Raw genomic sequence first — 12,709 nt, 5'->3', positions numbered from 1 at the left:
AGAGAAATGCTCTTGTTCAATAATTGGCAATATTTAACCGGACACCAGTGATTCAACCTGCTGAATATAAGCTTCGTAGCGCTGTTTTATTTTGCGAACATACTGAACAGGCTCACGCCCTCGCACATAACCATGCCTAGATTGACTGGCATATTTTTGCTTGGATAAAAGCAGCATGGCGCGCTCTACATTATCGAACCAACGATCTGCATCCCACCCTTTTTGAGTCGCCAAACTCCGTGCATCACGCACATGACCCAAGCCTGCATTATAAGATGCCAAGACGAACCACTGCCGGTCTTTAACCGAAAGCTCTTGTTCAAAACGTTCACGCAACCATGCAAGGTATTTAACACCCGCTTTAATTCCCGACTCAGGATCTGTTAGATTTCCAACGCCCATCGACTCAGCCGTGCGTGGTAACACCTGCATCAAACCCTGCGCTCCAGCCCACGAGATTACCGATGGATCAAACCGGCTTTCCTGATACATCTGAGCCGCCACCAAGCGCCAATCTACGCCATAGATGCCCGCATACTTTTTTATTAAACCATCATAGGGGGTTAAGCCTTGATTATTTTTATCCTTGGTACGACCGACCCTTGTCGAATCTTTATCCGACCCCCATTCAAAATATCGGCGATGAACAATATTATAAAACAGCCCCTTATACTCTTTACGAATAAATTCATTGAGACTATTTAACAGCTCTATGTTATTTTCACGCACCCCCCAAACATGAGGGATATCATCACTCAAGGTTAAAGCCACTTTAATACCGCGTCGCCACTTTAACTCACCTTCCACCTCATGCCGATAAAGTACTGCCAAGTCAAACACGCCATCATCAACACGATCTAAAATATCTTCAGCCGACAGCTCTTCACCAATAGGAATCAAAGTAAAGCCACCCTGCTCTTTTTGCAATAACTGCAAACTCCTCCAACCCGAGCTATTTGCGAAACCGTAAATAACTCTTCCAGACAAGTCATCAGCATTCATTAATACAGAATCATTTTCGCGAGCCACAACAACGTTGGCTGTAAAATGATAGGGTTCACTAAAAGCTACACCTTTTTTTTCAATAGAATTCGACGGCATTAAGAAACCCGTCATAATATCAGCCTGCCCATCAACTAACATTTCAGCCATCTGCATATGATCAGGAACTTCAATCACTTCCAACCATAACTCTTTTTGTTTTGCATATTTACGAATTAATTCGTAGTCAAACCCCATCAATTCGCCTTGCCACAAAAAATAACTGGCGGCATCATTTTTTGTCAGTACGCGCAATGTATTGCGTTTCTCTATGCCAGGCAGGTCATCCTGATAATATACAGTTTGACGCCGAGTCAGCTGCTCCAGATTTAAAAAACGATTCAAAGCCTCCAGCAGTAGTGGGTTACTTTTCCTGACACCCCAGCCAACCGCTCGATCTTGCGTGACATCAAAACCAACTCGCACATCATCTCTATAATTTCTATAGGTTTCCAAAGTGTTACTATCTTCAATCGTCAAATCTATTTGACCACTGACCAATAACTCCATAATTCTTTCATTACTGTAGCTTTCAGGCAGTGCTTCAATATTGAAGCCAGGATATAACGCCTTCAAAGTTATGAGGCTTTGCCAAAAAGAGGTCGACTTGCGTACAGCAATCGTACGCCCAACAATCTGAGAAACATTATCTATAGGGGAGTGGTCGGTGACACGATAAACTAGCTGCTCTTTGACGTGCGCCAGCGGTACCGTAAAATCAATCCGTTCTTTACGAGGCTTTGTAATCGTTAAGTTTGCAGCAATAAAATCACCCTGTCCCGCCAATAGAGCGGGCAATAGTTTTTCAAATCTCTTCACATAAACTGTTTTAACCTTCAAACCCAAGGTTTGGGCAAATTTGGTGGCAACTTCAATTTCAAAATCAATGGGGGAACCTTTGCGCGGCAAATAGGGACCTTCTTCAGCACTCATTAAAATGCGCAGCTCACCCCGTTCCATAATAGCGCCCAAATCGCCTGTTTCAGAGGTAAATTCGGGTGGAATTATTTGCAAATCTAACTGAGAGTTTTCTTGTTGCGGTATCTCTGATGAGGTAAAAACAGACAAAAGCAGTATTGCCAAACAGAGCAGCAACACAGCTACAAATGAACCGTTCTTTATATTAAATACTTGCCGCATTATCTGCATAAAATCATATTACCGAGTCATTTTACTTTATCGGCTCTTTTACATTTATTCATAAGCATACTCAAGGATCATTTGTTTGGCTCGCAGCAGGTAGGATATTTTCAAGCAATCGGTTATCATTACGCCCTTTTTTGATTTGAAGCAAGTGCAGGTGGCCGATGTTTTCTCGTAAGGTACGTATTTCCGATTTTGATCCCGCAGTTTGGGCCGCAATGGAGAGTGAAACTGTTCGCCAAGAAGAGCATATCGAACTCATTGCATCAGAGAATTATACCAGCCCATGCGTCATGGAAGCTCAAGGTTCGGTGCTAACTAATAAATACGCCGAAGGTTACCCATACAAACGCTATTACGGCGGCTGCGAAAATGTTGATGTGATTGAACAACTTGCGATTGATCGCTTAAAAGAGCTGTTTAGTGCTGATTACGCAAACGTACAACCCCACTCTGGCTCTCAAGCAAATGCAGCCGTTTACCTCGCACTGTTAAAACCGGGCGATACCATTTTGGGCATGAGTCTGGCTCATGGCGGCCATTTAACACATGGTTCTAAAGTCAATTTTTCAGGAAAAATATTTAACGCCATTCAATATGGTTTAAACACTGAAACGGGTGAAATTGATTACGATGAAGTTGAAGCATTAGCTCTGGAACATAAACCTAAAATGGTTGTTGCGGGTTTCAGTGCTTACTCTCGTGTTGTTGATTGGCAACGTTTTCGTGATATTGCCGATAAAATTGATGCCTACCTGTTTGTGGATATGGCTCATGTGGCCGGTTTAATTGCTGCGGGTCACTACCCCAGCCCTGTTAATATTGCCGACATCACCACCAGCACCACTCACAAAACTTTACGTGGACCGCGCGGTGGAATCATCCTTGCCAAAGCCAATCTCGACATTGAGAAAAAACTCAACTCCATGGTATTCCCAGGAACTCAGGGTGGCCCATTAATGCACGTAATTGCGGGCAAAGCCATTGCGTTTAAAGAAGCTTTATTACCTGAATTTAAAACATACCAAAAACAGGTCATTATTAACGCTCAGATGATGGCTGATACGCTGATTGAACGCGGTTATAACATTGTATCTAAAGGAACAGATAATCACCTGTTTTTGATCGATTTGATCAAGCAGGGTATGACAGGAAAAGAAGCGGATGCCGCATTGGGCGCTGCTAACATCACAGTCAACAAAAATAGCGTGCCTAATGACCCTCAATCGCCTTTTGTCACCAGCGGTATTCGCATCGGCACACCGGCCATGACCACTCGTGGCTTCAAAGAAGAAGAAGCCAAGCTATTGGCTGGTTGGATTTGCGATATCCTTGATGATGTCAACAATCAGAAAACTATTGCACGCGTTAAACAACAAGTGCTGGAGTTGTGCCAACGCTTCCCTGTTTACAGCAACTAAGCATAAAATAGCCTGATGCGCTGCCCATTCTGTTTCAAAGCTGATACCAAAGTCATTGATTCACGTTTAACGAGTGAAGGTGACATGGTGCGGCGGCGGCGAGAATGTCTTTCTTGCAGTGAGCGTTTCACAACGTATGAAACAGCTGAACTTGTCATGCCTCGCATCATCAAAAGTGATGGATGCCGTGAACCATTTAACGATGAAAAATTACGCACCGGTATTTTAAGAGCACTGGAAAAGAGGCCTGTTAGCACAGAAAGCATTGATGCTGCGCTTAATCGCATCAAACACCAGTTACGCGGCAGTGGTGAACGAGAAGTCAAATCTCGTACATTGGGCGAATGGGTTATGAATGAACTGCGAGAGCTGGATGAAGTTGCATATGTACGCTTTGCTTCCGTCTATCTTCGCTTTGAAAATGTCAGCGCTTTTCGTGAAGAAGTCGAACGTTTAGAAAACAAATAAATAGCCCCATACAAAAAAATCATGGCATCCAGTAGCGACTTTCAATATATGGCTCATGCATTAAAGCTGGCCGAACGTGGTTTATACACCACAGACCCTAACCCTCGTGTGGGTTGCGTTATTGTGCGTGATGATAAAATTGTAGGTGAAGGCTGGCATCAATATGCTGGCCAGCCTCATGCTGAAATTCATGCACTTAAAGCTGCTGGAAATCTCGCTCATGGTGCGACGGCTTATGTCACTCTGGAACCTTGCTGCCATCACGGCCTGACTCCACCCTGCACTGATGCACTGATTCGCGTGGGAATTCGACGCGTTGTGATTTCAATGAAAGATCCAAACCCTGTTGTTTCAGGCTGTGGCATACAAGAGCTTATTCAAGCAGGCATAACAGTTGAGAGTGGTGTTTCAGAAAACAGCGCTGAAGCACTTAATCCAGGTTTCATTTCACGCATGCGAAAAGGCCGTCCCTTTGTACGCTGCAAACTTGCCATGAGCCTGGACGGACGGACAGCAATGGCCAGTGGAGAAAGTCGCTGGATCACCTCACCGGCAGCCAGAAAAGATGTGCACCGGTTACGCGCACGCAGCTCGGCAATTATTACCGGAATCAACACCATTTTGGTGGATGACCCGTTATTAACCGCTAGAGATGTTGATGCCGATGAATTCATGCAACCATTACGTGTTGTTGTCGATACGCATTTACGAATCCCTGAAAGTGCAAAAATACTGACTCAAGAAGGCCGCACAATTATTGCCACAGGATCACCGGACACCGAAGTCACACGCCAGATTGTTCAACACGCCAATATTGAAGTTTTGCAATTGCCGTTAAAAGGTCAGCATGTTGACTTAACCGCGCTCATGGATACACTGACAATACAACAGGTCAACGAAGTGCTTGTAGAGGCTGGCTCGGCGCTCAGCAGTGGCATGTTAACTGCTGGACTCATAGATGAACTCATCATCTATATGGCTCCTCACTTAATGGGCAGCACAGCAAAGCCTCTATTCCAATTGCCAGGTTTATCGGAAATGACTGATCGTATTGATCTAAATATTACGGATATACGCGCAGTTGGAAAAGATTGGCGAATCACTGCAAAAGTCAATAACGCTGCGGATTAATTATGTTTACAGGAATCATACAGGCCGTTGGTAAAATTACGAGTATTGAAAAAACGCCCAACAGCCAGCGCCTCACGGTTAATACCGGCAATCTGGATCTGACCAATACCCAACTGGGTGACAGCATTGCTGTCAATGGTGTTTGCCTGACCGCCGTGGTGCTCACCGAGCAAAGCTTTAGTGCAGACGTTTCCAATGAAACCATCGCTTGCACTACACTGTCTGTGCTTTCACAGGGAAGTCCTGTTAATCTGGAAAAAGCACTGACACCAACGACTCATTTAGGTGGGCATTTGGTCAGCGGCCATGTTGACGGCATCGGTACAATCACCGCGCGTTGTCAAGATGGTCAATCAGTACGCTTTACCATTAAAGCCCCCGCTGAACTTGCAAAATATATTGCCACAAAAGGTTCTATCTGTATTGATGGCATCAGCTTGACAGTCAACACCGTCAATGGCGCTGAATTTGAACTCAATATCGTTCCGCACACATTGCAGGAAACAATTATTGGCCACCATAAAATAGGGACTGCCGTGAACTTAGAAGTTGACTTGATCGCCCGCTACCTTGAGCGTTTAATATTAGGCGAAAAAGCTGCCACTCCAAACAGTGCGGGCATCACAAGTGCTCTCCTGCAAGAGCATGGATTCATCTCATGAACAGCACTGAAGAAATTATTAATGACATCCGCCAAGGAAAAATGGTCGTTATTCTGGATGACGAAGATCGTGAAAATGAAGGCGATTTAATCATGGCCGCCAGTTGCGTACGCCCTGAAGATATTAATTTCATGGCTCGATATGGGCGAGGCCTGGTTTGCCTGACATTAACCCGTGAGCGCTGCGAGCAACTGAACCTGCCGCTCATGGTCAGCGGTACAGACGCAAAACATGCGACCAACTTCACGCTCTCCATTGAAGCGACAAAAGGGATCACCACAGGAATCTCAGCGGCTGATCGAGCCACCACCGTGCAAGCCGCGATTGCGGCTAGTGCAAAACCTTCAGACATCAGCCAGCCCGGTCACATATTCCCTGTCATGGCACAGCCCGGCGGTGTGCTTGCCCGAGCTGGCCATACTGAAGGTGGCTGCGACTTTGCCAGACTGGCAGGTTTGGAACCCGCAGCCGTCATCGTCGAAATACTCAATGACGATGGCACCATGGCACGCCGCCCAGACCTGGAGCTGTTTGCAAAGCAACACAACTTGAAAATGGGCACGATTGCCGACTTGATTCATTATCGTACCCAGCATGAAAAAAATATCGAAAGAGTGGCGACATGCCCATTTGAAACAGAGTTTGCCACGTTCAAACTCACCGCCTACCGTGACACTCTGCATCAGTCACTACACTTTGCATTAACGCTTGGCGATATCACACCCACTCAACCCACCTTGGTCAGAGTTCATATTCAAGACAGTCTCACTGATATATTAGGTGAGCTTCATAACAAAAAATTAGCCCTGCGCACCGCACTGCAACGCATTGCTGATGAAAAGTATGGCGCACTGGTTCTGCTCAGGCTGCCTGAAAATGAAAACGAGCTAATAAAACGCATTCAAAACATCCAACTAAAGCAACAAGGCATTAATCTGCCCACCCCGCCAGTCGGTGAAGATTTACGCCTTTACGGCTTAGGCGCACAAATACTTAATGACCTGGGCGTTAGAAAAATGCGTATACTGGGATCACAAAAAAAACTCCATGGTTTATCCGGCTTCGGACTGGAAGTCACTGAATATATCAAATAATATATGATTAAGATTAAGGCTAAAAAATGAAAGAAATTAACATCATCGAAGGTAACTTCAATATCGGTTCGGCCAAAATTGCGATCGTCGCAGGTCGCTTCAATAGTTTTATTGTAGAGCCTCTGCTCAGCGGTGCGATAGACACATTGAAACGCCACGGCATCAATGCACAAGATATTGATGTGATCTACGTGCCCGGAGCTTTTGAAATCCCCATCGCCACGCAGCGTCTGGCAGCCAGCAAAAAATACGATGCCATCATTGCTCTTGGTGCAGTGATTCGTGGTAGCACACCCCATTTTGATTATGTGGCTGGAGAGTGCTCAAAAGGTGTCGCGTTTGTTTCAATGCAACATGATTTGCCGATTATTTTTGGTGTATTAACCGTTGATACTATCGAGCAAGCCATTGAAAGAGCCGGTACTAAAGCAGGTAATAAAGGCGTTGATGCTGCACTTTCAGCCATTGAAATGATTAGTTTATTGAAAAAATTATGAGCCGTCCAAAAAGTCTAGCACGGCGCAGTGCCATTCAAGCACTATATCAGTGGCAATTGACGGGTCAATCCGCCAGTGATATTGAAAAACAGTTTATCGAAACACGCCCTGTAGACAAGGTTCATAAAAAATATTTCAATGAGTTGCTGAGTCAAACTATTAAGCACATTGAGGCGTTGGATGAAAAAATAGCCCCGACTCTTGATCGCCCTATAAAAGAGGTCAACCCAGTTGAGTGCTCTATTATTCGCATGAGCACCTATGAATTAATGTATCGCCCTGAGCTGCCTTATCGAGTGATTATCAATGAAGGTGTTGAACTCGCCAAGGTGTTCGGGGCGGATAAAGGCCATAAGTTTATTAATGGTGTTTTAGATAAACTCGCTCACCAGATTCGGCCTGAAGAAGTGGCAATAAAGCGTTCCGCTAAAAAACCGTCAACTTAAATTTATACGCAACAGGCGATGGCCAGCCCTGAATTTAACCTGATAGAGCAATTTTTCACCCATGCAACAACTCAGCGTGACGATGTTGCACTGGGCATTGGTGATGATGCGGCGATTGTTAATGTGCCTCCAGGACAATCGCTGGCAATTGCTGTTGATACGTTAATTTCATCGGTTCACTTTCCAAAGGAGACACCCCCTAAAGCCATCGGCCATAAAGCACTGGCCGTGAATCTCAGTGATATGGCTGCAATGGGAGCAAAACCTACGTGGGCAACGCTCGCTCTCACTCTGCCAGACAATGACTCTTTATGGCTAAAAGAGTTCTCTCAAGGTTTTTCAGATCTGGCTCACCAATTTGGTGTGCAACTTATTGGTGGCGATACCACTCGCGGCTCTGTATTAAGCATCACTGTACAAATTTTTGGATTAATAAAAACAGATCAAGGCTATTTAAGAAGTGCCGCGAAGACGGGTGATTTAATTTATGTCACGGGTACTTTAGGTGATGCTGGGCTGGCTCTTAAACATTGGCAAGAAAATCTGAAACCAACAACAAGTGAAGTTCAGCTTTTAAGGCAACGATTAGATTGTCCTGAGCCACGCGTAGCGGAAGCGCTGGCGTTACAAGGCTTGGTTCATGCGGCGATTGATATTTCTGATGGACTGGTCGCCGATCTCTCTCATATTTTAGATCGTAGCCAAGTGGGAGCAACCCTGCACACAGACAAACTTCCACTGTCGTCCTCTTTTAAATCATTCATTTCAAAAGTAGATGACTTAACACTGCCATTAACTGCCGGCGATGATTACGAGCTAATTTTAACAATTCCTCAAATAAATCAAAAGAGAGCACAACAGATCATGCGTTCTTTTGAATGCGACTTCACCTGCATAGGAGCCATCGAAAAACAGTTGGGCTTACGCTGCCTTGATGGCAACAAAAAAATCATTAATATAAAACAACACGGCTTTGATCACTTCAATGAAACATAAACACGTTCCAGCCAGTTTTTTAAAAACACCTGTCCATTTTTTAGCCTTTGGTTTTGGCAGTGGCTTACTGCCGAAAGCCCCAGGCACTTACGGCACACTCGCAGCAATTCCCATCTACCTTATCATTCAAAATTTGACTCTTGGCAGTTACCTATTGTTTGTAATAGTTGCAGCACTATTCGGAATATGGCTCTGCGATGTGACTGCCAAAGCGATGAAAGTGCATGACCATCCAGGCATCGTATGGGATGAGTTTGTTGGATTCTGGATCACCATGATTGCCGCCCCCCCCGGGTGGCTCTGGATCGTCATAGGTTTTTTACTGTTCAGGTTATTCGATATCTGGAAGCCCTGGCCCATCAACCTGCTTGACCGGCATGTTCATGGCGGTTTGGGCATTATGCTTGACGATGTGCTTGCCGGTATATTCGCCTTGGGTGGATTACAACTGATTTACTGGGTGAGCCTATAACCAAACGGTACGAATTATTGCTAAATTCGAAGACTACATTGACAATACATCAGGTTGTAAAGACAGTGATTTCGCCGACCCAGATACCCTTATATGTATCATTGCCATATTCTTGAACATGAGGACATGATGGGGCAGTTTGTGGTGATTGAGTAAATATGGCGCGCCCGGAGAGATTCGAACTCCCGACCGCCTGGTTCGTAGCCAGGTACTCTATCCAGCTGAGCTACGGGCGCGTATCTAAAGAGCGGTGGATTATGCTGATACAACCAACCGATGTCAAGCTTAAGTATGCCTTTTAAAGTGAAAGAAGTGACCTTCATTTATTTTTTATTTGATTCTTTTTCAGTCTTTTCTTCATATGGTGTCACCAATACCAGCACTGAGACCAGAGGGTGGTCAAAATAGTGCAGTTCCTTACTGCGAATCCGTCTTTTACTTTTAATTGTATAGCTTTTAAAACCCTCATTTTCTTTCTGGTACAACAGATCAATGTTCACATGAAGATAACGCTCCACACTTATTTTTACTATACCATCAAGTGTATTCTCTCCTATGGTCTTTGTCAGCCGAACCCCAATCGCTTCATCTCGGGGTTTCACTGATTGCAACCACCCTTTATGCATCAGTAATTTATATTTTGAAGAGCGCGAAATACGTTTAGCCACCCCTTCCAATCGCGTTGTTTTTAGTGCTTTTTGTTGAAACAATTCCAATGCGTCCTCAAAAGAAGGCGGCTCCACATCGTCTGGCCACTGCTCTGAATCCATCCAGTATGAATCCCTGTTTTCAAAAATAACGAGTTCAATTTCAAACCAGCGAGGTGCTTTTGATGAAGCCCAACTATTAACACTGAATAACACCAGAAAAAGTATTAGAAAAACTTTAAAATAAACTCTTAACAACATCGCTTCAAACAAGATAAATACCCTCACGCTCAAACATCTGCCGCAGACGAATTAATGGTAACCCAACAAGAGCATTGGGGTCATCCCCTTCCATTTTTTCAAATAACACAACACCAAACCCTTCCGACTTGAATGCACCCGCACAATCATAGGGTTTATCACGTCGCAGATAGTTGCCGATTTGATCGGTAGTCAATGAACGAAAGTGTACTATAAAAGGCTCAACAGCCGTTTGCATATGCCCGGTTGCACTATTAAGCAGGCATAGTGACGTATGAAAAACAACAGACTTGCCAGACACTAAAAGCAGTTGTTCCAATGCATTTTCATAATTCCCAGGTTTACCTAACACCTGACCATCCACCACGGCCGCTTGATCTGAAGCGATCACCAAGGCATTAGAGTATTTTTCAGTAACTGCTTGAGCTTTTAGTGTCGCCAAACGACGTACCATCGCCTCAGGCAACTCATCTGGCAAGGGAGTTTCATCAATATCAGGAGAATAACGACTGAACTCAACCACCAGCTTACGAAGCAGATCTCTTCGATAAATGGAGCTTGATGCTAAAACAATTTGCTGCTTTACAACGGCCAATGGATACCTCTTTTAAAACTCTAATCAATCTGAATCAACATCTCATCAGGGTTAACATGATCCCCCTTTTTTACATGAACTGCCATTATTTTACCACTAACAGGAGCTTGAATTTCAGTCTCCATTTTCATCGCTTCCACCACGACCAACGAATCCCCCTCTTTTACGACATCACCTTCGCTGACAAGAACGTCAACAATCACTCCTGGCATTGATGTACTCACATGCCCTGGCGCATCAGCACGTGGCCGAGTGCTGCCATTTTTATCAACCGATTCTGATACCTCAGTTGTTGCCAGCTCATCCAATGTTTCAACAATAATTTCTTCTGAAACACCATCCACCAAAACATAAAAAGCTCGACTACTTTGCCCTGATAGCCCTTTTCCTGCAATTTTTATATGATATTTTTCACCATGCAATGCCACATTAAATTCAATCGGCGGTATACCACAAACGATCTCACCAGAAATCACAGGCTCCAATGGCTCTGGTTCCAGCGCTCCCGCTGCACGTTGTTCCAAAAATTCGCGCCCGATATCAGGGAACATCGCATAACTCAACAGATCTTCCTCTGATTCAGCCAGAGAGCCGACCTCTTGGCGCAATTGAGCCATCTCATCATCAAGTAAATCTGCAGGGCGACAGGTAATCACTTCTTCATCACCACAGACCTGTTGCCGCACAACATCATTGGCAGCTGCAGGAGGTTTTCCATAATACCCCAGCAGATAGCTTTTTACTTCATTGGTTACGCTTTTATAACGCTGACCTGTTAATACATTTAATACCGCTTGTGTGCCCACAATTTGTGACGATGGTGTCACCAGAGGTGGATACCCCAGATCCTCTCGAACCCTGGGCACTTCTGCCATCACTTCATTCATACGCCCCAACGCATTTTGATCACGCAGCTGATTGGCCAGATTGGAAATCATACCACCTGGAATCTGATTGACTTGCACACGGGTATCAAGGCCGGTGAATTCACTTTCAAAATGGTGATACTTTTTTCGAACACCATAAAAATAGGCACCAATTTCTTGTAACAATTCAAGGTTCAAACCCGTATCATATTGACTATTTTTAAATGCAGCGACCATGCTTTCAGTTGCGGGATGACTAGTTCCACCAGAAAGCGTAGAAGTTGCTGTATCAATATGGTAACAACCATTTTCAACGGCTTTAAGTTGACACATCTCTGACAACCCTGAAGTGGCATGACTGTGCAAGTGCAGTGGAATATTGACCGCTTGAGTCAGTGCTGAAACAAGCTCTGCCGTCACACCAGGAGTCAGCAGTCCAGCCATATCCTTAATTGCAATGCTGTCACAGCCCATCGACTCCAATTCACATGCCATTTCAACAAACATTGAAATTTTATGTACCGGACTGGTGGTATAGCAGATCGTGCCTTGTGCGTGTTTGCCTGCCGCTTTAACTGCTTCAATCGAAACGCGCACATTACGAAGATCATTTAGTGCATCAAATACGCGAAAAACATCCATGCCGTTATCCGCTGACTTTTGCACAAAGGCACGTACTACGTCATCAGAATAGTGACGATAACCCAGTAAATTTTGCCCTCGCAGTAACATTTGCAAACGAGTATTCGGCAGTGCTTTTCTGAATTTCCGTAATCGTTCCCAAGGGTCTTCTTTCAAAAATCGAATGCAAGAATCAAAGGTCGCACCGCCCCAAACCTCCAATGACCAAAAACCGACTCGATCCATTTTTTCACAAATGGGCAGCATATCCTCTATACGAAATCGAGTGGCTAACAGGGATTGGTGGGCATCACGCAGTGTCGTATCGGTAATCTGAACTTGTGCCAT

Annotated in this window: 14 protein-coding genes and 1 tRNA gene; 10 read left to right on the top strand and 5 right to left on the bottom strand. The window is 44.7% G+C overall.

Annotated features, from left to right (window positions below; genetic code table 11):
- Nucleotides 1-33: 33 nt before the first annotated feature.
- On the bottom strand, nt 34-2,181 hold the full coding sequence (locus tag L3J70_10015; protein MCF6236687.1) for a transporter substrate-binding domain-containing protein: 2,148 nt from the start codon (nt 2,179-2,181) through the stop codon (nt 34-36).
- 167 nt (nt 2,182-2,348) lie between these two features.
- On the opposite strand from L3J70_10015, the gene L3J70_10010 reads away from it, so the two are divergent.
- From L3J70_10010 to L3J70_09965, 10 genes are all read left to right on the top strand, one after another.
- On the top strand, nt 2,349-3,605 hold the full coding sequence (locus L3J70_10010) for a serine hydroxymethyltransferase (GenBank protein MCF6236686.1): 1,257 nt from the start codon (nt 2,349-2,351) through the stop codon (nt 3,603-3,605).
- Between the two features lie 15 nt (nt 3,606-3,620).
- On the top strand, nt 3,621-4,073 hold the full coding sequence (gene nrdR / locus L3J70_10005) for a transcriptional regulator NrdR (protein MCF6236685.1): 453 nt from the start codon (nt 3,621-3,623) through the stop codon (nt 4,071-4,073).
- Nucleotides 4,074-4,094: 21 nt separating this feature from the next.
- Nucleotides 4,095-5,204: a bifunctional diaminohydroxyphosphoribosylaminopyrimidine deaminase/5-amino-6-(5-phosphoribosylamino)uracil reductase RibD gene (ribD, locus tag L3J70_10000; GenBank protein MCF6236684.1), complete on the top strand. Its 1,110-nt coding sequence runs from the start codon at nt 4,095-4,097 to the stop codon at nt 5,202-5,204.
- Nucleotides 5,205-5,206: 2 nt separating this feature from the next.
- A complete protein-coding gene (locus L3J70_09995; GenBank protein ID MCF6236683.1) occupies nt 5,207-5,866 on the top strand; it encodes a riboflavin synthase in 660 nt (219 codons plus the stop codon).
- The gene (ribB, locus tag L3J70_09990; GenBank protein ID MCF6236682.1) at nt 5,863-6,960 is read left to right on the top strand and encodes a 3,4-dihydroxy-2-butanone-4-phosphate synthase; all 1,098 of its coding nucleotides are present in this window, start codon (nt 5,863-5,865) and stop codon (nt 6,958-6,960) included. Before L3J70_09995 ends, ribB begins: the two co-directional genes overlap by 4 nt.
- A gap of 26 nt (nt 6,961-6,986) precedes the next feature.
- Nucleotides 6,987-7,457: a 6,7-dimethyl-8-ribityllumazine synthase gene (gene ribE / locus L3J70_09985; protein ID MCF6236681.1), complete on the top strand. Its 471-nt coding sequence runs from the start codon at nt 6,987-6,989 to the stop codon at nt 7,455-7,457.
- Entirely contained in the window at nt 7,454-7,903 is a 450-nt protein-coding gene (gene nusB / locus L3J70_09980; GenBank protein ID MCF6236680.1) for a transcription antitermination factor NusB, read from the top strand. The genes ribE and nusB overlap by 4 nt, the downstream gene beginning before the upstream one ends.
- Before the next feature lie 18 nt (nt 7,904-7,921).
- On the top strand, nt 7,922-8,899 hold the full coding sequence (thiL, locus tag L3J70_09975) for a thiamine-phosphate kinase (protein MCF6236679.1): 978 nt from the start codon (nt 7,922-7,924) through the stop codon (nt 8,897-8,899).
- A complete protein-coding gene (locus L3J70_09970) occupies nt 8,889-9,371 on the top strand; it encodes a phosphatidylglycerophosphatase A (protein ID MCF6236678.1) in 483 nt (160 codons plus the stop codon). Before thiL ends, L3J70_09970 begins: the two co-directional genes overlap by 11 nt.
- 93 nt (nt 9,372-9,464) lie before the next feature.
- The gene (locus L3J70_09965) at nt 9,465-9,527 is read left to right on the top strand and encodes a hypothetical protein (GenBank protein ID MCF6236677.1); all 63 of its coding nucleotides are present in this window, start codon (nt 9,465-9,467) and stop codon (nt 9,525-9,527) included.
- 3 nt (nt 9,528-9,530) lie between these two features.
- On the opposite strand, the gene L3J70_09960 is transcribed toward L3J70_09965, so the two are convergent.
- The 4 genes from L3J70_09960 to oadA all read right to left on the bottom strand — a co-directional run bounded on the left by L3J70_09960 (nt 9,531) and on the right by oadA (nt 12,709).
- Nucleotides 9,531-9,607, bottom strand: a tRNA-Arg gene (locus L3J70_09960).
- A gap of 87 nt (nt 9,608-9,694) precedes the next feature.
- Entirely contained in the window at nt 9,695-10,291 is a 597-nt protein-coding gene (locus L3J70_09955; protein ID MCF6236676.1) for a peptidoglycan binding protein CsiV, read from the bottom strand.
- On the bottom strand, nt 10,284-10,874 hold the full coding sequence (locus L3J70_09950; protein ID MCF6236675.1) for a Maf family nucleotide pyrophosphatase: 591 nt from the start codon (nt 10,872-10,874) through the stop codon (nt 10,284-10,286). The genes L3J70_09955 and L3J70_09950 overlap by 8 nt, the downstream gene beginning before the upstream one ends.
- A gap of 20 nt (nt 10,875-10,894) precedes the next feature.
- Entirely contained in the window at nt 10,895-12,709 is a 1,815-nt protein-coding gene (gene oadA / locus L3J70_09945) for a sodium-extruding oxaloacetate decarboxylase subunit alpha (protein MCF6236674.1), read from the bottom strand.

Source organism: Gammaproteobacteria bacterium (assembly GCA_021648145.1).
Lineage (GTDB): Bacteria > Pseudomonadota > Gammaproteobacteria > JAADGQ01 > JAADGQ01 > S141-38.
Note: the sequence above shows the minus strand (reverse complement) of the source record. Positions and strands in the feature narration are given on the sequence as shown.

Bases quoted from the DNA above. Each gene is read 5' to 3' on its own strand.
- L3J70_10015 (MCF6236687.1), bottom strand. From the start codon at position 2,181: ATGCGGCAAGTATTTAATATAAAGAACGGTTCATTTGTAGCTGTGTTG.
- L3J70_10010 (MCF6236686.1), top strand. From the start codon at position 2,349: ATGTTTTCTCGTAAGGTACGTATTTCCGATTTTGATCCCGCAGTTTGG.
- nrdR (MCF6236685.1), top strand. From the start codon at position 3,621: ATGCGCTGCCCATTCTGTTTCAAAGCTGATACCAAAGTCATTGATTCA.
- ribD (MCF6236684.1), top strand. From the start codon at position 4,095: ATGGCATCCAGTAGCGACTTTCAATATATGGCTCATGCATTAAAGCTG.
- L3J70_09995 (MCF6236683.1), top strand. From the start codon at position 5,207: ATGTTTACAGGAATCATACAGGCCGTTGGTAAAATTACGAGTATTGAA.
- ribB (MCF6236682.1), top strand. From the start codon at position 5,863: ATGAACAGCACTGAAGAAATTATTAATGACATCCGCCAAGGAAAAATG.
- ribE (MCF6236681.1), top strand. From the start codon at position 6,987: ATGAAAGAAATTAACATCATCGAAGGTAACTTCAATATCGGTTCGGCC.
- nusB (MCF6236680.1), top strand. From the start codon at position 7,454: ATGAGCCGTCCAAAAAGTCTAGCACGGCGCAGTGCCATTCAAGCACTA.
- thiL (MCF6236679.1), top strand. From the start codon at position 7,922: ATGGCCAGCCCTGAATTTAACCTGATAGAGCAATTTTTCACCCATGCA.
- L3J70_09970 (MCF6236678.1), top strand. From the start codon at position 8,889: ATGAAACATAAACACGTTCCAGCCAGTTTTTTAAAAACACCTGTCCAT.
- oadA (MCF6236674.1), bottom strand. From the start codon at position 12,709: ATGGCACAAGTTCAGATTACCGATACGACACTGCGTGATGCCCACCAA.